Source organism: Singulisphaera chitinilytica, assembly GCF_049331405.1.
In the GTDB taxonomy this organism is placed as follows: Bacteria; Planctomycetota; Planctomycetia; order Isosphaerales; family Isosphaeraceae; genus PoT.
Genome location: NZ_CP186274.1, coordinates 1,735,274 through 1,757,038, shown reverse-complemented (window position 1 = coordinate 1,757,038; position 21,765 = coordinate 1,735,274). Strand labels below are relative to the sequence as shown.

Annotated in this window: 17 protein-coding genes and 1 pseudogene; 8 read left to right on the top strand and 10 right to left on the bottom strand. The window is 63.8% G+C overall.

Annotated features, from left to right (window positions below; genetic code table 11):
- Positions 1-389: 389 nt before the first annotated feature.
- A complete protein-coding gene (locus ACOYYX_RS07005) occupies positions 390-773 on the top strand; it encodes a hypothetical protein (protein ID WP_422929214.1) in 384 nt (127 codons plus the stop codon).
- A 207-nt stretch (positions 774-980) separates the two neighbouring features.
- A complete protein-coding gene (locus ACOYYX_RS07000; protein WP_422929213.1) occupies positions 981-1,748 on the top strand; it encodes a hypothetical protein in 768 nt (255 codons plus the stop codon).
- A 73-nt stretch (positions 1,749-1,821) separates the two neighbouring features.
- Here the strand turns inward: ACOYYX_RS07000 and ACOYYX_RS06995 are convergent, their stop codons facing one another.
- The gene (locus tag ACOYYX_RS06995; RefSeq protein WP_422929212.1) at positions 1,822-2,031 is read right to left on the bottom strand and encodes a hypothetical protein; all 210 of its coding nucleotides are present in this window, start codon (positions 2,029-2,031) and stop codon (positions 1,822-1,824) included.
- A 242-nt stretch (positions 2,032-2,273) separates the two neighbouring features.
- On the opposite strand from ACOYYX_RS06995, the gene ACOYYX_RS06990 reads away from it, so the two are divergent.
- From ACOYYX_RS06990 to ACOYYX_RS06970, 5 genes are all read left to right on the top strand, one after another.
- Entirely contained in the window at positions 2,274-2,729 is a 456-nt protein-coding gene (locus tag ACOYYX_RS06990; RefSeq protein ID WP_422929211.1) for a hypothetical protein, read from the top strand.
- A gap of 735 nt (positions 2,730-3,464) precedes the next feature.
- The gene (locus ACOYYX_RS06985; RefSeq protein WP_422929210.1) at positions 3,465-4,679 is read left to right on the top strand and encodes a prepilin-type N-terminal cleavage/methylation domain-containing protein; all 1,215 of its coding nucleotides are present in this window, start codon (positions 3,465-3,467) and stop codon (positions 4,677-4,679) included.
- Between the two features lie 324 nt (positions 4,680-5,003).
- Positions 5,004-5,252, top strand: a complete 249-nt coding sequence (locus tag ACOYYX_RS06980) for a hypothetical protein (RefSeq protein WP_422929209.1) — start codon at positions 5,004-5,006, stop codon at positions 5,250-5,252.
- Complete coding sequence (locus tag ACOYYX_RS06975) at positions 5,249-6,922, top strand: type II secretion system protein (protein ID WP_422929208.1); 1,674 nt, start codon at positions 5,249-5,251, stop codon at positions 6,920-6,922. The genes ACOYYX_RS06980 and ACOYYX_RS06975 overlap by 4 nt, the downstream gene beginning before the upstream one ends.
- Before the next feature lie 153 nt (positions 6,923-7,075).
- Positions 7,076-8,599, top strand: a complete 1,524-nt coding sequence (locus ACOYYX_RS06970) for a pilus assembly FimT family protein (protein ID WP_422931599.1) — start codon at positions 7,076-7,078, stop codon at positions 8,597-8,599.
- Positions 8,600-8,901: 302 nt separating this feature from the next.
- Here ACOYYX_RS06970 and ACOYYX_RS06965 read toward each other — a convergent pair whose 3' ends face one another.
- Positions 8,902-9,969 (bottom strand): hypothetical protein, encoded by a 1,068-nt coding sequence (locus ACOYYX_RS06965; RefSeq protein WP_422929207.1) that lies wholly within the window; start codon positions 9,967-9,969, stop codon positions 8,902-8,904.
- 122 nt (positions 9,970-10,091) lie between these two features.
- Here ACOYYX_RS06965 and ACOYYX_RS06960 point away from each other — a divergent pair.
- Positions 10,092-11,421, top strand: a pseudogene (locus tag ACOYYX_RS06960) (IS701 family transposase).
- 97 nt (positions 11,422-11,518) lie between these two features.
- Here the strand turns inward: ACOYYX_RS06960 and ACOYYX_RS06955 are convergent.
- The 8 genes from ACOYYX_RS06955 to ACOYYX_RS06920 all read right to left on the bottom strand — a co-directional run bounded on the left by ACOYYX_RS06955 (position 11,519) and on the right by ACOYYX_RS06920 (position 21,764).
- Positions 11,519-11,923, bottom strand: coding sequence for a hypothetical protein (locus ACOYYX_RS06955; protein ID WP_422929206.1), 405 nt, complete (start codon positions 11,921-11,923; stop codon positions 11,519-11,521).
- A 2-nt stretch (positions 11,924-11,925) separates the two neighbouring features.
- Entirely contained in the window at positions 11,926-13,005 is a 1,080-nt protein-coding gene (locus tag ACOYYX_RS06950) for a glycosyltransferase (protein WP_422929205.1), read from the bottom strand.
- Positions 13,002-16,352 (bottom strand): hypothetical protein, encoded by a 3,351-nt coding sequence (locus tag ACOYYX_RS06945; protein ID WP_422929204.1) that lies wholly within the window; start codon positions 16,350-16,352, stop codon positions 13,002-13,004. The genes ACOYYX_RS06950 and ACOYYX_RS06945 overlap by 4 nt, the downstream gene beginning before the upstream one ends.
- An 84-nt stretch (positions 16,353-16,436) precedes the next feature.
- Positions 16,437-18,776, bottom strand: a complete 2,340-nt coding sequence (locus tag ACOYYX_RS06940; protein ID WP_422929203.1) for a hypothetical protein — start codon at positions 18,774-18,776, stop codon at positions 16,437-16,439.
- Between the two features lie 11 nt (positions 18,777-18,787).
- Positions 18,788-19,171, bottom strand: a complete 384-nt coding sequence (locus ACOYYX_RS06935; RefSeq protein ID WP_422929202.1) for a hypothetical protein — start codon at positions 19,169-19,171, stop codon at positions 18,788-18,790.
- Positions 19,172-19,205: 34 nt separating this feature from the next.
- Complete coding sequence (locus tag ACOYYX_RS06930; protein WP_422929201.1) at positions 19,206-20,102, bottom strand: phage tail tube protein; 897 nt, start codon at positions 20,100-20,102, stop codon at positions 19,206-19,208.
- Positions 20,103-20,124: 22 nt separating this feature from the next.
- A complete protein-coding gene (locus ACOYYX_RS06925) occupies positions 20,125-20,664 on the bottom strand; it encodes a hypothetical protein (protein ID WP_422929200.1) in 540 nt (179 codons plus the stop codon).
- Positions 20,664-21,764, bottom strand: coding sequence for a hypothetical protein (locus tag ACOYYX_RS06920; protein WP_422929199.1), 1,101 nt, complete (start codon positions 21,762-21,764; stop codon positions 20,664-20,666). Before ACOYYX_RS06920 ends, ACOYYX_RS06925 begins: the two co-directional genes overlap by 1 nt.
- Position 21,765 lies beyond the last annotated feature (1 nt).

The window sequence follows — 21,765 nt, the reverse complement described above, 5'->3', positions numbered from 1 at the left end:
GCCGACGCCCAATCGCCCTTTGCGCCGATCGGGGTGTCTCGGGTAGTCCTTCGCGGCCCGCCACCAAATCTTATGGGCCTGGCCCCCTCGGACGTCCCGATGGCGATCGTGGCGGCGCATCGAGCGGATGGTTTCGAGGGCCGGCCCGGCAGCATCTCCTTCCGCTTGGAGTTTACGCGAAGACGGCCTCCTGGCAAAATGCGGGCGTGCGCGACGCCGCCACGGGACCGGGACCTCGAACCGCGTCGGTAACGACGGATCGAGCGAATCCCCGAGACACCTTCGCGGCGCGCCGATTCCCCCCCCCAACCCTGCCGTGACCTCGGCCGGATGAACGTCGCCGCGACTTCGAGACGCCGCGGGCATCCCCCGAGGTGGAGGCCTGCGCAGTGCCCCTCAAGCCGTATTCGGGACGGATCTCGACGTTCGCGGGTGAGGTCCTCGCGAGAGGGTCCGGCATCTACGTCGACATGGAGGCCTGGACGGAGTACGACCAACCCGTCAGCCTGCCTCCGACGCCGATAGCGACCGTGACCACGACGGCCTCAACCTCGCCCGACTCCCGCTCCTACGCCGGCACGCTCCGCGTCGAGGCCACGGACGACGTCGAGGGCTTCCAACTGCTGCGCCTGGATGAGCCCTATCGCCTGACCATCGACGACGCCTTCTCGCTCCCCATCCGGCTCCGTCGGATCGAGGCGGGGGAGCCCGGCTCGTTCATCGTCGAATGGCGAAGCGAGGGCATCCCGGCCGACTCGAACCGCGCGGACTGACCCTCATCTCGTCGCCCCGGGCGGGCCCTCTCGACCGCGGCGCCGGGCGGTCGCCTCGCACTCGCCCGGTCCCTGGATGGGAGCGAGCCCGGCTGTATAGCGATCTCGGGCACACCGCTCGATGCGAGGCTGACGACGCCCCACTTTTGAGTTAGGCTAGATCGCTTGGTCGAAGCCGCGGCATTTCCTGCCCTACGGGAGATCGCGATGTACCTGGAATTCTTCCACCAGGCCAGCATGCGGGTATTTCGAGGCAGGCGCGACAAGCGTGGGCACGACTCCCTCTTCGGCCACACGTTCGGCGGATCGGCCGACTACGAGGGCCTGTCGGCGGCCCCGGATCAGCCGCCGGTCCACCTGCTCCTCCGCCTGAACACCGACGACCCGGCGGTCGGCGTCTCGATCCCGGGCGTCCGCTGGCTCCCTCTCCTCTGCGCGATCCGCTACGGGGCCTGCGACCTCGGCTATCGGGTCGTCTCCGACCGCGAGGTCAAGATCCTCCACCAGGCCGAGTCGAAAGCCTGGGAGGACTTCCCCTATGAGGGCTACCCCGGGCACATCCTCGCCGCCCCCCTGACGCTGGCGGAATGGGAGTTCGACCCGAGCGACCCCGAGCACGCCTTCTTCTACGCCGGCGTCTTCGGCCTCGATGCCCTCTCGGCCGGCGAGCACGCCGCACCGACCCGACCCATCGAGCGCCAGGAAGCGCAGGACATCTTCGGGCAAGACATCGCCGAGGCTTACGCGGGCGACGACTTCGCCCACCCCTTCGACCAGGCCCCTCCGGCCGAGGACTGCCCCGACCCCGAATGCCCGAGCCACCACGAGGCCTCGTCGCTGCGGACATTCGCCATCTTCCGCGAAGCCCGCGCCGAGGCCCGCAACCTATGGGGGCCCCACTGCGCCAACCTCCAGATCGTCTACCGGATCTGCCCCACTTGCTCCGCCATCCGCACGAGCAACTCGAACGACTGACCCGACCGACCCGCCCATCGCCCCACCCCCACGCCAACCCCCGGCCGAACTCCCGACCGACCAACCCGCCGGATCAGGCCATGCGAGCAGCTTCATAAGCTCGAATCCGCTTGCCGACGATCAATAAAGCGATCTCCAGGCGTGCATGCTTCACGAATCCATGCTCGCCGATGTGATCCGCACACTCCTGCAATTTCGCCCCAGGGATCACGAGTTGCTCGCGCAAAATCCTGCGCACCGAGAAAAGGCCGGTATGAGCGCCAAGCGAGATGCCTCCGGCCACCTCCTGCCAGGCTCCGATCTCGGAGAACCTGGGACACTTCGCGCGTCGCCCTTCGGGGACAGTCCGCCCCAAGTCATTCCTCCGTAATTCGATGCGGCATCCGGATGTGCTCCGGCTCGATCCGTTTCGGATTTCCGGAGGATTTCTCTACCTGTACACCCGATACGTAAGCTATACTCCGATCGCCTGAACAGGTGGACGAATATCCAGGTCGAATTCGAGTTGGGTGAGGAGCTTCGCGCATGATCCTCGAGTGGCTCAGGGCCAGAATTGTCGACCGACAACCGAACGTGGGCGTCGTGATTCGCGGAGGCAAACTTTTCGTGAGCGAGTCTCCCGAGTCCAAATGGCTCGTGGCGTGGGCGATGCAGCTGGAAGGCCCGGCCTTGCTGGTGGAGCTCTGCGACCTGGACGGCACGATCGTGGCCTGCCGCGACCTCGACGAAGCGGCAGACCTGATCTGCGAGGGGATCGGCTGCTACTTCGAGGCCAAGGGGGTCGAAGCGATCGCCAGGGCCGTCGCCGACCCCTTCTGGTCCCACCTCCAACGCTTCGCCGCCTTCGGCCAACCCGACGCGAACCACGAGCCTTCGCGACGCCCCCAGGCCTGGCGCGTCGACCGAGGCCTCGCCTCCGAACGGAGGCCCCTGCCGAGAAGGAAGGAAGCGATCGAAACTGTCTGTCCGGCCAGGGTTTAGGTCCGAAGGGCCGGCGCAAAAAAGGACGCCGAGCCCCTCGGATGAAGGCTCGGCGCATTCAGAGACTCTCGACTCCCTCTCGCACACAGGATCGTCGAGCGAGACCTCCCTCGGGCGAGGCTCGACGACGCACGCGGTCGGACAGCCCATCACGCCCCCGCCTCCCCAACTCCCCCGAGATGACCGGCTCGACGCCGGCCCCGGCAACCCTGCCCCCGGATCTGCGTGATGTTCGGAGCCTCGAGGCCGGGCGGCCCGAGATCCGGCCCGAGGCCGAATTCACTCAACGGCAAGCCTATGGGGAACGGATTCGTTGCCCGAAGTGTCCTGCTGAACAGGCCCTGTGTCAATCTGGGCAAGAATGGACGCGGCGTCACGAATGGGTTATGCTGTCGTAATTCAAAGAGCCACGGTCTTCGCGACGGCACCGGAACGATCGCGAACGCCCCCAAAGCCAATGACAAAATTCGGGACAATCCACCTCGCGTCGGGAGTCAAGGCCCGTCGTCGAGGCGTCTAACGATCGGGGTGCCTCGGCCGTGGCCGCTGCCTGGGGCGAATGCAGCCTTGCCCACTCGGCAGCTCGATCCGGTCAACGTCGCATGCTTCCACTGTTCCCTTCCGCCTGCTCGAACTGATAGCCAGCCGTGGGAAGACTCAGGCCCGGCCCTCGGCGAGCATCGTGATCAGAAACCGTCGACTCCGCACGCACCATCTTCGGACTGGAGACCGAGAATGATCGGAAGATCCGGGAGTTCCGCCAAGGGTTCGAGACGGCGGAACCCAACCGCCCCCCGCGGTTTCACGCTGGTCGAACTGCTGGTCGTCATCATCGTGCTGGCCTTGCTGGCGGCCCTCTTGCTCCCGGCGATCAACGCCGCCCGCCGCACCGCCCAGGAAGCCGCCTCCATCGCCGAGATCAACTCCCTCTCCCAAGCCCTGAACGACTTCAAGTCCCAGTATGGGGACTTCCCGCCCAGCCGGATCATCCTGAATGAGCGGGGAGACTACTCCACGAATACGGGGCTCGAGACCCGGACGCTGGCGTTCTTCCGCAAGGTGTTCCCCCGGGCCGTCTTCTCGACCTCGGGTCCGGTCTTCGCTGCGAATGCGCCGAATGGAAGCTTCTACGACTTCAACGGCACTGGTGGCACTCCCGACGGGTCGTCCTACATCCTCTCGGGGCACCAATGTCTCGTCTTCTTCCTCGGCGGCATCCCCCAGCACACCAACAGCGGCGGAGTGGCCGGATACGGCATGACGGGGTTCGCCAAGTCGCCCCAGAACCCATTCAAGAATTCGGATGCGTCCTCGAACCGCTCCCAGCCGCTCTTCGAATTCAACAACTCCAGGCTGGTGGCGGATCCCGCGAATGACCACGGCATCCCCGGTTACGTCGACTCACTGCCGGCGGGCGATATCACGCTGCCGCCCCCCTTCTATGCCTACTTCTCTGCCTACGCGGGCAGCGGCTACGACCCGGATGACTACAATATCGTGACCGCGGGCTCGTTCGTGGCCGAGACGGATGCCAATAATACGAACCTGATCGGCGCGTTCATGACGAACAACTTCGCCACGAACACGGCGATCACGGGGACCAACAACGTCATCGCCTCCGCGCCGCCGAATCCGTACGTCAACGACGTCCCCGTCCCGACCCTCGGGACCGGCCACCTCGACACGTCGATCGGCAAGACGCGAGTCTGGCAGAACCCGAACTCGTTCCAGATCATCTCCCCCGGCTTCGACCGCCTGTACGGGATCGGCGGCCAGTACATCTCCGGGAAGTCCAACGGGAGCCGGGTCCCCTGGATGAGCGGCGTGGGCCCCAACACGTTCCAGACCGTCGAGGCGAATTCCGATGTGACCGGCGTCACCCTCGACATGCAAGTGCGACAGCGTGAGGCCGACAACCTCACCAACTTCTCGACCGGCAAGCTCGACTGACCGCTCGCCTCGGGGTCGATCGAGATGCCGAGTGGGCACCTCGTGGACGTAACGAACCAAGGCCCGGTCGGGAAACATCCCCGACCGGGCCCGGCGTTTCTCCCCCTGACATGAGCGTGAAAGCCTCGGGCTCAAAACCCGCCTCTCGCCCGTCCGCTTAACTTGCCGAAGCGTCACAAATGAGCTACCCTAACGTAACTCTTTGAGCCACGGTGCGCTCGTGACCGCACAAATTCGGAACACCTCGATTCCTTCGGGGAAATTCGCCTCGCGAAGGGAGTCACGACCCGGTGCGAGGCGTCTAAGTTTCCGGCGGAGGCATCCGTGGCCAAGGAATCGCGGATCCCGTTCGTCGACGGCAAGCGAGGCAGCTTCATCGACTACCTCGTGCTGTCGAGCTTCATCGCAGTCGGCCTAGTCTTCTTCCATTTGTCCGTCGCCAAATACGTCGCCGAGCACGGGCCGCCGCGCAACGGGCGAGTTGCCGCCGCCCTGCTTTGGCTCGATCGTCATACCTACGGTTCAAAGACCTACCTGCGGATCACGTCGGGCCTTCAAAGGAACAGCCAATGAGACGCAAAGGGTTCACGCTCATTGAATTGCTTGTCGTGATGTCCATCATTGGCATCCTGCTCGCCTTCATCCTCCAGGCCTTCCTGGGTGCCTCCCGATCCGCCGAACGGGCCGCGACTCAGTCCCTGATCACCAAGCTCGACGCCGCGATGTCCGACCGCCTCGACGCCCTCATGACCCAGCGCGTTACGCCGACGTATTACCACCGCCAACTCGCCGCGATCTACCTCGGCTCGGATGGGGTCTGGCAGTATAACGAAGCGCCATACATCGACCCGACGAAGATCTTCGTCCCGGCGGCCTATCCGATTTGGCCATTCTGGGATCCGTCCCAGTCAAAAAGTTACTACATGCTTAGCGAGGCCCGGGCGCAAAGCATCGCGATGTTCGATTACATCAAAGCGCAATTGCCCGACTCGTTTTCCATCACCTCGGGTACGACACCAGGGGGAACGGCAAGCTACCCTTTCACCTTCTGCGCAAATGCCCTTAGGCGGCCTAACAGCACCAACTTCGAATTGCCCCTGGGCTGCGACCTGCCCAGCGTGTCCGGCCTCGTGAATCACCCAGCGGTACCGCAAACAGGTGCCTACGGGGCGGCCTTCGAGGTTGCCGGGGCGATCTACAAGAACCTCGGATATGCGCCGCAGGGCTACGACGGGATCGACAATAACCACGATGGCGTCACCGACGATTGGCACGAAGGGGTCACCGGCCTTTCGGCCGCCGACCAGGCCCTGATCGTCACCCGCATAGCCAACCACAGGCTCCATCCGGAGACCGCTCGTGCCGAGATGCTCTACGCAATCTTGGTCGAGGCAGGTGGGGCGCTGGGCAGCTCGCTCAACAAGGACGACTTCACGAACAAGGAAGTCCAGGACACGGACAACGACGGCCTGCCCGAGTTCGTCGACGCATGGGGGCACCCGCTCCAGTTCTTCCGCTGGCCGATCCTCTACAAGTGCGACACGATCAAGGGCTATCCTGACTCGACCAAGATCCAGGAGTTCGTGGCCGCCAAGAACTCCCCCGGGCCCTACGACTCGGTCTACGATACACGAGAAATCAATCCGCTCGACCCGAACAATACCCTGATGGCGCCAGCCTGGTGGCTCGGCAAAGCCGCCGGCGGCATGGGGATCAACTACGGCCCGTCGGGAGCCAACGCGTCGACACCTTATAGCGAGAACGCGGCCCTGTTCATGAATTACTTCGGCCCGTTATTGCTGGAGCCGCTGGCCGCCTCCGAGACTGGGGGAAATCCGACGTTCTTCTGGGATCGTTCGGCATCCAACCTACATCCGAGAAGGGCCTACTACTCCAGGCCGCTGATCCTCTCGGGCGGACCCGACGGGATCCCGGGCGTGGGGATGCTAAACACGAACTACTATACCATGGAGGATCGTACGGATATCCCCCTGCCTGACGGTACCACCGTCAAGTTCAAGTTTCGCGACTTAACTGGGAAAACCGCACTGCCGGTAACCTCGGGCAATCTCCTCAACATCGAGGGCGCGGCAGGGAGACTCGACCCCAATCGTCCTAGTCCCTATTTTGCTCCGACTGGAGCTGGCTACCGGAACGACACCACGACGTTCATTGAGCAGGCCGCAAGCGACGACATCGCCAACCTAAACGAGAACGCCCCGATCTCAGCAGTGTCCAGATAGGCCATAAAGGCCAAATGCTAATACTTCGAGATCGATTATCGTGGCCGACACTGGAAATATGCATAGACTTCCTGTGGGAGCGGCTTGGCCCGGAGACCGAGAATGACAAATCGATCCGCGAGATCCAATGCGACTGAAACGAGGCGTTCTCCGATCGGCAAGTTAAGGAAGCGAAGGGGATTCACACTCGTTGAACTTCTGGTCGTGATAGCGATCATCCTCCTCTTGACGGTGGCCACCATCCCGACCGTCGTGAACTCGGTAAACCAGAACAAGATCACGGAAGCGGCCCGCATCGTGCAAGCGGCTTTCGTTGGCGCGGGCGACAGGGCGATCCGGACCAACCAGCCTAGCGGGGTTCGACTACTCCCCTCAGTGACACTGACCTTACCAGCGATGGGCAGCGGCAGCGCCCCCGGGACGCAGCAGCTCGCCTACGACCGCATGATCGAGATTGAGCCGGCGGCGGATTACGCGGAAGGCAAGGTTTCGATTGCCCCGATGCTTGGTGGCGGCGTTACGCCCCCTGGTACTTTCCCGACCATCTACCCCAACGTGAACAATGGCTACTATCCTTATCCGGATCAGAACTCAGGCCTCCAGCAAGTTCTGATGATCGAGGAAGCGCCCTACGTAGGCGGCTACTTGGTGGGCACGACCGCGATCCCCAATTCGCCGACCTCGTGGTATTGGAACATCCGGATCGGCGACAAGCTGAAGATCAATAACTCCGGCATTTCTTACACGGTAGTCGGGCCATGCACCGTCAATCCGATCACGGTTAACGGCCAGAACCCCGAGCTCTTCGTCAATATCGGCCCTCCCGGGACGGCCCCCCCCGTCGCTCGCACATATTACGACACATTAGCAGGTGGCAACAAGATGGGCACCCATAACCCGGAATTCCTATTCCTGGTGAATGGCACCGACGACGATGGCGACGGATACATCGACGAAGGCTTCGATGGATTCAACCAGGATTACAACATCGTCCCGGATACCGTCGCCGATCAGGTCGTCTCCGGAACCTCGCCGAATATCAGCGAGTGGGAGTCCGAAAAGTGGAAGGGGACCCTGGAGAACGTGATCCTCGCCGATCCCGACGGCATGTCCACCGATACTCCGTCCTTCACGTGGGTTGGACTTAATAGCCAGAAAGCGACGCAAGACCTCGCCTACACCATCAAGCGGAGGCCCGTGCCGACCCGCGGTGCTCGCGAGACCAAAATCCCAGGCGGCATCGTCATCGACGCGACCACGTGGAACACCACGCAGGAGCGATCGCGGTTCCACGTCGATCCCTATTCGCTTTACGTGGACTTCATGGTCAACGCCGATGGCCAGGTCCTCCCGCAGACGATCTACTCGACGCCCACCGCGTTCAGCGAACCTTTCTATCATCTCTGGTTGACTTCGAGCACTGACGTCTTTTCGCCAACGGTGAACTCAAATGTCCCGTACACACTCCCGATGCCCGCTGGGTCGCCGAGCTACCCGGCCGCAGGCGACACCTCTGGGTTAAAGCTCACCGGCGACAGGCGACTCATCTCGGTCTTCCTGAAGAGTGGACTTATCACCAGCGATACCATCGAGAATTTCGATGCGTCTGGGACGTTGCCGTTCAACGCGATGGCGCCGTTCCTTGATGCCCAACTCGGCATGCAGTCAGCTAAATAGCCTATTCCGCCTCGACGCATCGCAAGCAATCCGCCAACGTCACTGCCCAGGGCTCGGCCGGAAATTGTCCCCGGCCGAGTCCGCAGTGTTTCCGCCCCTTGCATGAGCATTCCTTGAGAGAATCAGTGCGATAGTCGCACGCGTTGACTAATGCCAATCGCTCGGCCAAGAGGTTGCGAGCCTGCGCGGTGGCCGCGATCGGGACAAAGATCGTTTCCCTCTCCTCGCCGTAGCGTCGCTCCCAGGTTTCGGGCGGGAACACAACAGTAGGTCGGTTCGGCAAGGTCTCTGTCATTGATGCCTCAGCAAAGAGGTATTGCCCAGTCGCCGAGAATGAAGAGCGCGGCGTCGGTCTCGGGGTAGCATTGGAGCATGTTGAAAGTGTTGGGCCCGGTCGAATACTCGGGGAAGTCGACCTGAACGACGAAATTCTTCGCGAAGTTCGGCATCGGTGTCTCGGGGATGTCGATGCAGCAAACCCCTTGCGCAAAAACTTCTTCGGTAAGTGTGATGTCGCATTCTCCGAGGAAGGTCCCATCGTCATAGGAGACTGTGACATGACCTGTGCAACCCAGGGTATGCGGATCAGTCTGGATTAGGACCGCGGCGCAAAATTGGTCGATCGTGACCAAGTTCCATCCACCCGACGAGCATGCGGAAACGCTGGTCGTCTTGCTGAACGTGGCCCCCGTCGACCCCGTAATCATGATTGTGTAGGTTCCGGCCGCCACGACCGCACAGAATTTCCCCGCCCCGTCGAACGACCCGGATGCGACGATGCCGCCGGGACCCGAGAACGTCACCGAGCCGGTACCTGGTACGATCTGCTGCCCACCCACTGCAGAGGCGCACTTGAAATAAGTGGCGCAGAGCGTGCCCACGCCCGGAGACGGCGAGGCGAAACTCGTCGTCGCGTTCGTCGTCTGCTTGCACAGGATCGTGACGTCCTGGGTCTTCGTCGAGCCAGGGATCCCGACGGAGAGCGTGTAGGTTCCCACCGGGATACTATTCAAGCAGCATCGGCTGGAGGTCGACGCCGACGCGGCGGCATTGGCTCCTCCGGCTCCTGGGAAACTGATTGTCGGATTCGACGTGTATCCTGATCCCCCATTAGTCACCTGAATATTGGTCACTCGGCCCGCGACGACATCGAACGTGCCTGTCGCGCCTGAGCCGCCCCCGCCGGAGATGCCGAGAGCATAGCCTGTCCCGTCGGTATAACCTGAACCTGTCGCAGTGCGTGTGACCGATATCAGTTGCCCGGTCGTGGTGCAGTTCGCCACGGTTACGGGTGTTGCGTCCTTGGTCTGAAGAATGACCGAGGCATTGACCTTGTCGTTCGGGGCCGAACAACCCGTCGTGGCTGTCACACTGTACTTTCCGCGACTTGAAGTATGCGTAGGGTTGAGATGTGGCGAGTAGACGGGGGCCGGCCCGGGCGGGACGATGGCGGTTACCACACTGCCTGACACCCCGAGCGGAGCCGGCCCCCATGACATCCTCGCATCCGACGCCCGCCCCTTGCCAGTGGTTCGCATGGCTCGCCGACGTCCTCGATCGCCGGACCGCACCGAGGCTCGCGCTCCTGCTCCTCGGCGCCGTCCTCGCCCGCGGCCGACGCACCGTCACCGCCTGGATCCGCGCCGCCGGCCTCGGCGACGAGTTCCGCTCCTGCTACACCGCCGCGGCCGCCGCCGGCAAGGAGGCCGATCGCATCGCCGCACGCCTGCTCATCGCGGCGGTCAGGCCGCTGCTCCGGGGTCCACCCGGCTGGTCCTCGCCCTGGATGACACCCCGACGAAGCGGCACGGCCCGCACGTCCAGGGGGCCGGCGTCCATCACAACCCCACCCCGGCCCGGCCGGCTCCCCCTACGTCTACGGCCACGTCTTCGTCGTACTCGGGCTCCTGGCGACGCACCCGGCCAGGGGCGTCGTGGCCCTGCCCCTGCTGTCCCGACTCTACGTCCGCAAGGCGGACCTGCCGGCCATCGACCCCCGGCACCGGCCCGAGTTCCGCACCAAGCTGCAGATGGCCGTCGAGCTGCTCCGATGGGCCCAGTCCTGGCTCGACCTGCTGGGCCTGCCGATCTGGGTGGTTGCCGACGGAGCCTATGCCAAGAGGGGTTCCTCAAGCCGGCGAAGTCCCTGGGTATGACGGTCGTGAGCCGGCTCCGCAGGGATGCGGCCCTGCGGACCCTGCCCGGGCCGAAGCCGCCGGGCCGACGCGGCCCGGCCCCGACCTACGGCCCGGATGCGATCGACCTGGCCAAGCGGGCCGGCCAGCGTCGTGGCTGGTCCACCGGCACGTTCGAGCTCTACGGGGAAGATGTGGTCAAGCGCTACAAGACGTTCACGGCGACCTGGAGGCCGGCCGGGGGCGCGATCCGGGTGGTCCTGGTGGACGAGCCGAAGGGATGGAGGGCGTACTTCTGCACCGACACGCGGGCGAGCGTGGCGGAGATCCTGGGGATGGTGGCCGATCGCTTCAGCCTGGAGATCGCCTTCCGCGACTGCAAGCAGGTCGTCGGGGCCGGGCAACAGCAGGTGCGGTTGATCCGTGCGAACGTCGGGTCGTTCCACATCTGCCTGTGGACGTTCACCCTGACCGAGGCGTGGGCGTGGTCGAGGGAGGATGGGGAGTTGGTAGACCGCTCGGCCTCGCCGTGGGACAGCCCGTCGCGTCGCCCGAGCCACGCGGATAAGCCGCCGGGCGTGGCGTCATGCGCTGCTGGGCGAGGAAATCCGCGCGGTTCTACGCCCGGGGGCCACCGAGGAGGAGATTCAGGCCGTCGCTGCCAGGCTGCTCAGCCTGGCAGCATGACATATACATTCTCACGGAAAGTACAGTGTCACACAGAGCGAGCCCCCTTCAGAGCACTCGCAGCAGTTGCAGCCCGGACTTCGCTTGATGGCCATGCTCAGCAGTCCTCCGAAAAGACCCAGTAGTTACCCTCGGGGTCGCGGGTCACCATGATATTCTTGGCGCCGGAGCCGGTGACGGTGGTGAACCACGAGTAGCAGGTGGCCGTGCCGAGGCTCGTGAGGTTGCCGGTGCTCCTGTCGATGCGGTAGAGGGTGACGGTCCCGGAGCCGGGGGTCACGCCGCTGGCGGCGGAGATGCCGCCCGAGCCGGTTCGAGCGGGCCTGGCGCCCGTCGCGGCCCCGCCGTTCTGCGAGCCGAACGAGCCCGCCATCTGCATGAAGGATTGCTGGAGGGCGGAGATGTCGCGGGCGACCTGGGAGAGCTTCAGGGAGAGGGCGTTGACGGCGTCCTCGAGGCGGCAGATGCGGAGTTCGGTGGTCGAGTTGAAGTCGGAGCCCATGGTCAGGCGGCCTCGGGGGTGGCGGGGCGGAGGAGGTCCATGGTTTCGAGGACGGCGAGGAGTTCGCGGGCCGTCCGGTCCCAGGTGAACTCGGCCGCCCTCGACGCGGCGGCGCGGCCCCTCGCGACGCATTCGGCGCGGCTCGCATGAGCCGACCTCAAAGCGTCGACCATGCCGTAGTGCGAGGGGACGCACCACCGGCCCTGGCCGGAGTAGAATTCGCCGGCGTCGCGGAGCATGTGCGGGAGCTCCCAGCCGAACCGCCCGTCCCAGAAATGCGCGGTGCCCCCCCAGCGTGCGGCGATGACCGGCCGTCCGCAGGCCATGGCCTCGTGGGTGTGCATGCCCCAGCCCTCCCCCTTGCTTGGGACGAGCAGGCAGTTCAGCGAACGGTACCAGGCGGCCATCTCAGCCGGCTCCATCGGCCTGGTGACGACGCGGATGCGGGGGTCGTCGGGCAGGTGCAAGGCGGGGAGGCAGTCCTCCCAGACCTTGACCTCGAGCCGCACGTCCTCGACCTCGCGGGGGAAGGCATCCACGAATGCCGAGGCCCCTTCGTTGAGCCCCTTGCGGATCCCCCCGTGGCTCATCCTCGCGGCCATGCCGAACCGGAAGACATCGGCGGGCGGCGGCGTCCCGTCGTCTCCATACCCCTCCTCGGCCGAGATCCCCAGCGGCACGACGCGGATCGGCCTCGAGACCCCCGACGCCCTGAACCAGTCGGCGTTCGCCCCGCAGGGGACCACCACGGCCTCGGAGCGGTTGCATGCCGCCACCGACCTCGGGGAGAGCCTCGAAGATTCCCACATGGTAAAAAGAACACGCTTGCGATCGTCGAACGGCGGCGTCATCGGCGTCGCCAGGTGCAGCACCCAGGGGAGCCCCGACTTCTTGATCACCCGCTCGTTGACGTAATCGCTCCTGTCGAAATAGGTCGTATCCGCCCCCATATCCTCATAAGCGACGCGGACCCCGAGCGCCTCCAGCCCCCTCCCGAGCCAGGCCGCGATCCGGCCGTAGCCCGTCCAGGACGTGAGGTGCGCGCGGATGCAGACGTCGTGAGGTTGCTGGCTCTTGGTCATTCTGCGGCTCCGGTAGACTTCTTCTTGTCGGCGGCCTGGATCATGTCGTTCTGGCGAGTCGCTTGCTCGTTCGCACGCTGCTTGTTGGCGGCCTCGCGCTGGTCACGCTCGATCTGCTGGTTCCTCGCGGCCGTGCGGGTTGGATGCTCTGGGGGCTGCGCGGCTCGCTTCTTCAGGTCGTCATCGCGAGACCTCTCGTAACTCATGCGCTTCTCGCTGTCGGGGGCGTTCTCGATCTTCCGATCCCAGTAATCGCCCAGGGCTGACGGGTCCGCATTGTGCTTCGCGTCGAAGTGCTGGAGCCGATCATCTCGCTCGCGGATGGCCTCGTCTCGAGCCGGGCCGCTGGGGGTGTTGGCGAGGATTTTGTCGTACGGCGAGGAGATGGCCCTGCGCTCGGCGGCATCCTTCTGACCCGCCTTGATCGCCTCCTCTCTGGCGGCTCGCTGCTTGGCCTGCGGGCCGTGGTCCATGAAGTCTTCGCGTTCCCGCGCACGTCGATTGGACTCGTCCACGCTCATATTGCCGAAAGAGCGCTGGAGTTCGTCCCGAACGCCGGCCTTCCTCTCCAACTCGGGCGCGGCGGCGTCCGTCATGTTTTCGCGGGCCTTGACTCTGTCGGCCTGGAGATCGTCGGTGGGCTTGTACTTCTTCGCATGAGCCAGGTATTTGTCAAAGGCTTTCTGCTCTTCAGGTTTGAGTTCGTTCCTGGCCTCGTCCTCGGTGATATGACCGGCCGCGACATCGGAGGCCTTATCGCGAAGGTTTGGATCGGATAGGTTGTTGCCCCGCTTCTCATCATCGAGCTTCTTCCTGGCCGCCGCGTAGTGATCGGTGTTCTCCTTCTTCCTGGCCGCATCTTCGCGGTCCTTCCGCTTCTGAAATTCGGGGCTGGGGCGAAGTCCGTTCTGCTTCTTCTTCGCGTCGTCCTGCGATTTCTCGTCCTTCTTGGCCTTCTCGTCCTTCTCGTCCTTCTTGGCCTTCTCGTCCTTCTTGGCTCCATCGGCGGGTTTGGCCTGATCGGCGGCCTTGGCCTTCCCATCGGGATTGGCCGCCGCGTTGTCAGGAGCCTTGGCGTTGGCGTCGGGCTTGGGCTGATCGGGAGCCTTCGGCGCCGCCGCGTCCTTGGCTTTGCCTTGCTGCGTCACGTCCTTCTTCCTGCCGCGGCCGGGAATACCCGCGTAACTGCTCGGGCCGAAGTCGAGGCCATACGAGGCCGGATCCGCTCCGATGCTCTGCATGTACGCGCCGAGATCCGTTTGGAAGAGGCCATCGCCTCCCATGCCGGCGTTGGCGAGATCGTCGCCCTCCTTCTCCGCGTCGTGATCGCCGTCTTCACGCTGGCCGCGGGGCTCGTCGTCCTTGTGCTTGCCCTTGTCGGAGCCGGGCTGGGGGATGTTGTAGGGGTTCCAGACCTCGCTCTCGGTGCCGATCCGCAGGCCCGTGCGCTGGGGGTGCATGAACATCTCGGCAGTACAGTGATCTTTACGGTTGGAGCAATGAAGGGTTGTGCGATAAAGCATGCCCTCCCCCTGCGTCCAGTCCAGGTCGACGCCCGTCACGGGCAGATTCGCGGCCTCCCAGCCGGTGGTGTAGGTCAGGACTCCGCCGTCGGCCCCCGCGACGTTCACGCCCATGCCGAACGTCAGGGCCGGGGCGTAGAGGCCGTAATACACGACCGAGCCCTCGATCACCGCATCCTTGATTGTGTCGAGCAAGTCGGATGCATACGCCTGGACCTGGGGCAGCGAGGCCGGGTCGCGCCAGTCGTCCTGGGTCACCGTCAGGGTCTTGGAGAGGCCGTCGACGGTGTGTGAGGTACCCTCGAACTGCGGGACGGAGCCGACGTCGGGGGGCTCGATCGCCGTGTTCGGATTCGTCTGGATCGGCAAGGCCACCCAGACGTCGGCCGGAGGCGCGTTGTTCGCGATCATCCACGTCGGCGACGAGAAGCGGACGTTCCCCGTCGTGCTGTTGAACGTGAACCAGCTCGGGAACGACATATAAGGAGGGCTGCCGTTCAGAGACCAGAGGATGATCCCCACGGCCGACGACGTGAGAGAGACGCTGCCGCCCCCCGGGCTCACGAGAGGCTGCGGATACGTCGTCTGCCTCGTCACCCGAGGCCATAGATTCGTGTTCGTGATCTGATACTGCGTCCAGACCACAGACCCGCCGGTCGCCAGTCCGGTGATCGTGTACTTGTTATACGACGTATCCGGCAAGGGGGTATCGATCGTGATCGTGGACGAACCGCCGGGCGAGAGCGCCGAGCAGGCGACGATCCGGGCCGACCAGTATTGCGTGTACCCCGGCAGCGTCGACGACGAGACGTTGATCCACCCCTGCTGATGCGACTGGTCCCAGTAGTTCGCCCCCCAGAAGGTCGAGCCGACCGAGCTCGTGACGACGATCGTCGTGGTCGTCGTGCAGGTGCATGAGCCGGTGTCCTGCGCCTTGCCCGGCTGCTGGAAATCGGCGGGGGTCCAGGCGGCCTTGGCCTGGGCGTTGGTCAGGCCATCATGTGCGAAATTCTCGGTGATGTCGCCGTCGGAGAGCTTGAGGACGGCGAGCACGGCGATCGGCTGCCCCCGCACGACGACGCGCTGGAAGCACTCGCCGACGTCGCGCGAGAGGTCGGTGGGCTCGACGGGGTCGGAGCCCATCGTGAAGGTCGTGGCGGGGAACGTGCGGAGGTCCTTGAAACGGAAGTTGCCGCCGGGGTCGATCCACATCCGGTAGTTCGGGGCCCACTGCTGGACGAAGCCGTCGAGGGCCGCCCCGAACTTCTCGCCGTTGACGTTGATCTCGTGGGGCGGGATGACGTTCATCGCGGCGAGATCGGCCGTGGTGACGCTCGGGAGCACCGGCGCGGTCGGCAGCCCCGTGTAATTGCCGATGCCGCAGAGGTTGCACCAGGCCGCGTTCGTCGGCATCGTGAGCACGGCGCCGAGGATCTGGCCCACGGTCCGCCCCGCCCTCACTGGGTCGTAGAGCGAGTTCTCCGCCATGAGGTTGAACTGGCTGGAGTCGACCCCCGTGTTGCTATCCGTGTGGGGGAACCAGTCGAGCCGATTCCTCAGTCCGAGACATTGATACGTCAGCACCCAACCGACGCCCGAGAAGCTCGGTGTGACGCTGACGACGTCGCCGACGAATCGGAGCGTCCCATTGTTCGTCCATGTGATCTCCTTGCCGACCCAGGGGTCGACGCCCGGCAGCGCCACCCCCCGCTTCTGGATCGTCAGCGAGGGGATCGCCCCGAACTTCTCCGAGAACCGGATCGGGTCGGCAAACTCGGCATTGAGGTCGACCGGGACGCCGGCGATCGTGAAGGTGTCGCTCATGGGAGGGGATCATTGACTCTCGTCGATGACGTGGTTGTAAAACATTTCGCGTTCAACTGTTATTGGTACGCTTAAATACTGATATTATCCAGATCGGCCAGTCCGAGTACCCCTGGATTTAGTGGACAAGCTTTGTCTCCGCACCCGGGCGTCTAAGTTGCCGATCTGCGAACTCTGGTTGAAGGCCTCCTGCAGCATCGTGTTCCATTGAGATGCCATCGAGTTGTTGATTTGGATGAGCCGCTGGCTGTTATTCAGCATATGGTTTGTGATGCCGTAGTATTGCTTGTCCAGATTCTTGTTGGCGCGTTCGTAGAGGGCTTCGGCCGTCTCGTTCGTGGCCTGTTCATCCATCCTCGGATTCGGGTCGAAGACCTTGCCGGACCTGTCCTTGATGACCCGGCCGTTCTCCCCGGTCCGTCGGTGGAGCCACTGCTTGATGGTGGCCAGGATGTGCTGCTTGATCTGCTCCTCATCAGGCGCTTTCATACCATGGGCCTGCATCTGCTCGGCCCTGGTGTTGAGCTGGGCGATCATCATGCCGATTTGCTGATCGGTCCCCAGGGTGTCGGCTGAGATGCCGAAAAGCTCCTCACCATACTTCGTGTCCTTCCGCTTGGCCCCGGCCGACTCCTCGGTGAGATTGCCGTCCGCGCGATTCGCGATCGCTCTAGCACGTTCACGGTTCTGATCCCGGACGGCCGCCGAATCCTTGCCCCTCTTCTTGGTGAACTCATTGAGAGTGTCCTCGAGGCCGGCCGCTGTCTCGTTGTAGGCCTGCTCGGGGGCCATGCCCTTGGCGATCTTCGCCTTCATGTCGGCGGTCGCCTTCTCCTCGAGTCGATTGCCCCTGATGAAACCTTCGAGCGGGCTCTGGACATCCTCCTTGGCCTTTCTGTTGGCCGTCTGCTCGAGCCCCTTCGCCATGGAATCCAACGCCTTCACATAGTTGTTGGCAAGTCCCCTCATCTCTTCATGTAGCTTTTTGTTCTTCTTATCTTGCTCGCTGAGTCCCTCTTCCCAGACGTTCGAGATGAGGGTCTTGAAACGCTCCTGGATCTGGGCTAGGTTCATATCCTGGAATTTTCCGTCGACCTGCATGCCCCCGGCCTTGCGCGCAGCCACGAGCTTCTCGGCCCAAGGGGCCATAGCATCATGGTCTGCCAACTGGTCCTGGATCCTGTCGCGGAAGGCTGCCGCCCCGGTGCGATCCGCTTCCTTCTGCTCCGCGTTGGTCTTCACCGTCTCCGGGGTCGTCTCGCGGATTGTCTTGGCAGGAGCCTTCTCCCCAATCGCATCGAGCTTCGCCGCGAGTTGTTCCCTGGCGGTCGCGTCATTGCCCTCGAAGGTCCTCTTGGCCAGGTCGCCGATAAAGGATTCGGCCTGCTTCTCGTTCGCGAGACTGGCCTGACGCAAGGCTTCTGGTCGCGCGTCCTCCAATTCCTTCTTTCGCTCTGCGAGCTGGTTCAGTTTCTCGTTAAGCAGAACGTTGCCATCGGGATCTTTTATGAATTGTTCATAGTGTTTGTCGTATTCGCGACTAACCTCATCAATCTCATTTTGCTTTGATTCTTTGACCTGGGCTTCGAGCTTCTTGAACTCCTCCGCACGAAGTTTCCGCATAATCTCATCGGCCCTCCCCGTCTCGGAGAGGGCCTTCTTCGCCTCGCGGCCGGCCTCCTGCTGGTGCGACGACCGTAGGTTAGACGTGCTCTCGAAGGAGTTCAGACCATCCTTGAACCCCTTGAGCTGCTTCTGAGCCGCTTCGAGCTCGAGCTTGTCGACGGCGAGTTTGATGGGCTTGTCGTTGACGGCCTTGATCCGGGCCTCGAGCGTATCGAGATCGCCGACGGCCTCGTCGATCGCCTTCTGGGAGGCGTCCTCGATCAGGCCGTATTTGACGGCCATGTCCTCGAGCGCGGGCAAGGCCTTCTCGAGGATCACGCCGCCGACCTGCGCCACGGCGCCGACGAGCATGCCCACCCCGGGGCTCAGTCCGGCGATGCTGGCGAATCCCGACGCGATCTGCGGGATATTGTTGATGACCCCCTTGAATCCGTACTGGATGTCATCAACGGCCTGGGAGACCGACATCGCTGTCATGGCGAAGGAACCGAATCCCGACTTCAAGCCATCGGTGGATTCCTTCGCCTTCTTCCCCATAACCGTCGCGGCCTCGGTGGCCGATCCATATTTCCTCACAGCCTTCTCCGCGAGCTGGACGCCCCTCTCCATCTCGCCGATCTGGCCCGAGAGCGCGGCAGCCCCGCGGAGGTAATCCCCCATCGAAATCGTGCCGGCGTCCTGGGCTTTCCTGAGATCGTCGAGGTTCTGCTTGAGGTCCCCCAACTGCTGTTGCGCATTGGGGATGCCATTCGTCCCGACCTCGAGGATCGCGCTCGCAATGACTAGCGGATTCGCCATGGGTTACCCGATCAAGCAGTTTGCAGGTCGACGGTTTCGGCAAGGATGCGGGGGACGTGGTGCTGGACGACCGACTCGAGGGCCTTCGCGAATGACCGGAGCCGCTCGCCCATCAGCTCCCCCTTTCGCTCCTGGTCCGCGATCAGCTTGTTCACGTAATTGGTCTTCTCGCGCAGATCCGCGAGCAATTCTTCATGGCCGAAGAGTAGGCCCAGGGCCTGCTCCTTCCACTCGTCCCGCTCGTGCGTCAACTCCTCGAGTCGACCGGGGATCGAGGTGAACCAGTCCCTCACGGCGCGGGCATCCTCCGGGTGGGCGCCTTGGAGCATGCGGAGGACGATCGCCGCGCCGGCGTTGGGATCGCCGGGCGCGACGTGGGTTTCAGATTCGGACATCGTTACTCAACTCCTGATAAGAGTAGGGCCGGCGTCAGCTCACGGTGAACGTGGCGTCGGTGCCGGCGGTGACGTCGAGGTAGGCTTCCATGTCGATCGACTGGAGGTGCACCTTGTCGAGCGCCAGGTCGTCCTGCACGTTCGCGTAGAAGTTGTTCGACTGCAAATTGATGCCGATCGAGTGTGCGCCGTTGGCGAACGTGATCGACGCGGCGACGGACGAGACCGACTCGAAGTTGGCCCGGTCCACCGTCGTCACATAAGGGAACCTCGTCGAGAAGTTCACGTCTCGGCCGCAGTACTTGCAGCGCGTCAGGTACTGCGAGGCGAAGAACCTCGGGTCCAGAATATTCTGGATCGTCAGGTTGAACTCCTCGAACTCGACCCGCGACGACCCCAGAGTGAACGTGCCCGACGACATCTCGAAGACGTAAGGGGCGTCGTACGGATAGGCCCCCACCGCGGGCTCGGGGAAGTCGCTCGCGGTGATCGCAGCGTCCTTCTGGGCGATGAGCTGGAGTTGCAGCCGCATGAGTTGATTCGACTCGCTCGCCGATATCTGCGCCTGCTGGGTCATCACGCCGAGGTATCGGCGGTAGACCTTGGTGTTGGAGTTATCGTCCATTAGGAGGCAATGATCGACCGTGAACGACGAGAGGGTCGTCGGGTTCGTCTCGGCGATCAGCGGGAAGATCTGGGCCATCTGGCTGCCGTACATCAGCGTGTTGAGCGTGCCGTTGTACGAAACCTTCGACGACCCGGTCTGGATCCGCTTGTTGTAGCCGCCGGCCGACCGGATCGCCCACTTGATCGGCGTCGGCCGCATCGAGAAGGGGTTGGCCTGGTCGATCTGGATGATCGTCTTCACGCCGCTCGAATTGAAGACCCCGTAGCTCGTCTCCGGGGTGATACGCAGGAACTGTCTGGCCATTGTGTGATTGCCTCGGAGAAAGTTACTTGGGGACGGTCATCAACGCGACGATATATCCGTCGGCGGTGATGCAGGACGGGAGGCCCGACTGGGGATTGTTGGCGCCGCTGAAGACGCCGGGCTGCGAGAGATTGATCGTCTGGAGCGAGCCGAGGGGCTTGCCCTGCTGCACGGAGCCCGCGTGGAGGGCCTCGCGGATGCTGTTATTCAAGGTCTTGCTGCCGTCGCCCGGGAAGAGTGCCCGCTCGATCGCCCCCCAGAGGTTGAGCGCGTCCCTCGCATCAAGGCCCGGCGTGGTGATGATGAGTCTCATCCCCAGCGGGCTGTTCTGCAGGGTCTGCGCCTCCTGGTTCGCCGGCATCGCGACGGGCGTGATGTTGATCGAGGGGAGTCCGGTGTTCTCGACCGCCGTCTGGTTCGACGGGCCGTCGTCGATGAATGTCTGCCACTGGATCGCCGGCCGGACCGACTTGAGCAAGGGGTCGGACTTCAGGTGCGCGACGATCGCCGCGTAGACGATCGACCTCCCCGTGTCGGGGAGCATGATGAGCTGCTTGGCCATCAGACGTGATAGTCCTTGTATTTGGTGAGCTGCTGACGCATTTCCTCGGTCATCCCCGTGGCGATCTCGCGGAATGAGATCGAATGCTCGGCGCCGGCCAGGGTCTCGGAGGCGACGTAGGGGTTGATCTTCATGCGATCGAATGCAACCTTGACGAGCTCTGCACAGATGAACTGGATCGGCTCGGGGATGACCGAATAACCCGCCTGGTAGCTGACGCGGAACTGGCCCCAGCCGAGTTGGCCGCCGCCGTAGTCGGCCAGGCCGTCCCACGAGGCGCCGAAGGGATCGCCCCAGCCGCCGCCGAAGCCGATGGAGAAGCCGTCCCAGCCGTAGACCCGAACGATCCCCGTGGCCCGATCGATGTCGAACTGCGAGGCCGCCTTCATGAACAGGTCGACCCCCGCCCCATCGCCCAGGGCGTTCTTGGGCTCGCGGAGACCGACGAGGTCCGCCGACGGGAATCGCCCGACGTTCGACGCCAGGCCCGCCGCCGTGACGGTCGCCTCCCAGCCGTATCCGAGGCCGTTGATCGCGTCGGCCAGGAGTTGCACCGTGCCGTACTCGGCGAACGTCAGGATCCGGCTCGTCTGCGTCCCCGACGACACCCGGTTCAGCAAGATCCCGGTGTATTGCAGGTCCAGGTAATCCACGTCCCCAACCGCCGCGAACTGGACGGTCGCATACTGGTTCAAACCTTGATCCGTGTTGCGGATCCGCAGGGCGGTCGCGCGGCCGGTGTGGACCCTGGCGATCGACTTGACCGGATGCCTCGAGAGCATGAAGCTCGCCGGCTCCCCCCGATCCTGCCGCCCCCCTTCGGGCGTCGCGATCTCGTCGTAATTCAGGAGCACGAACGGCCGGTTGCAGAACCGCTCGATCTCCTTGCTCGCCGCGGTGATCAGCGCAGGCAGGACGTCCCGCTGCGCCTGGGTCATGACGACCCCCGCGGCTTCCAGGATGTTCGCGGTGTATTCGACCGTGATGAGGTTGAACGCGTCGGCGGCGATCGGCGCGTTGGAGCCGAGCCCCATCGTGACGATGCCGGGCGAGCCGACGACCCCGCCCGTGCCATAACCGATTGTCACCAAGCCCGGCATA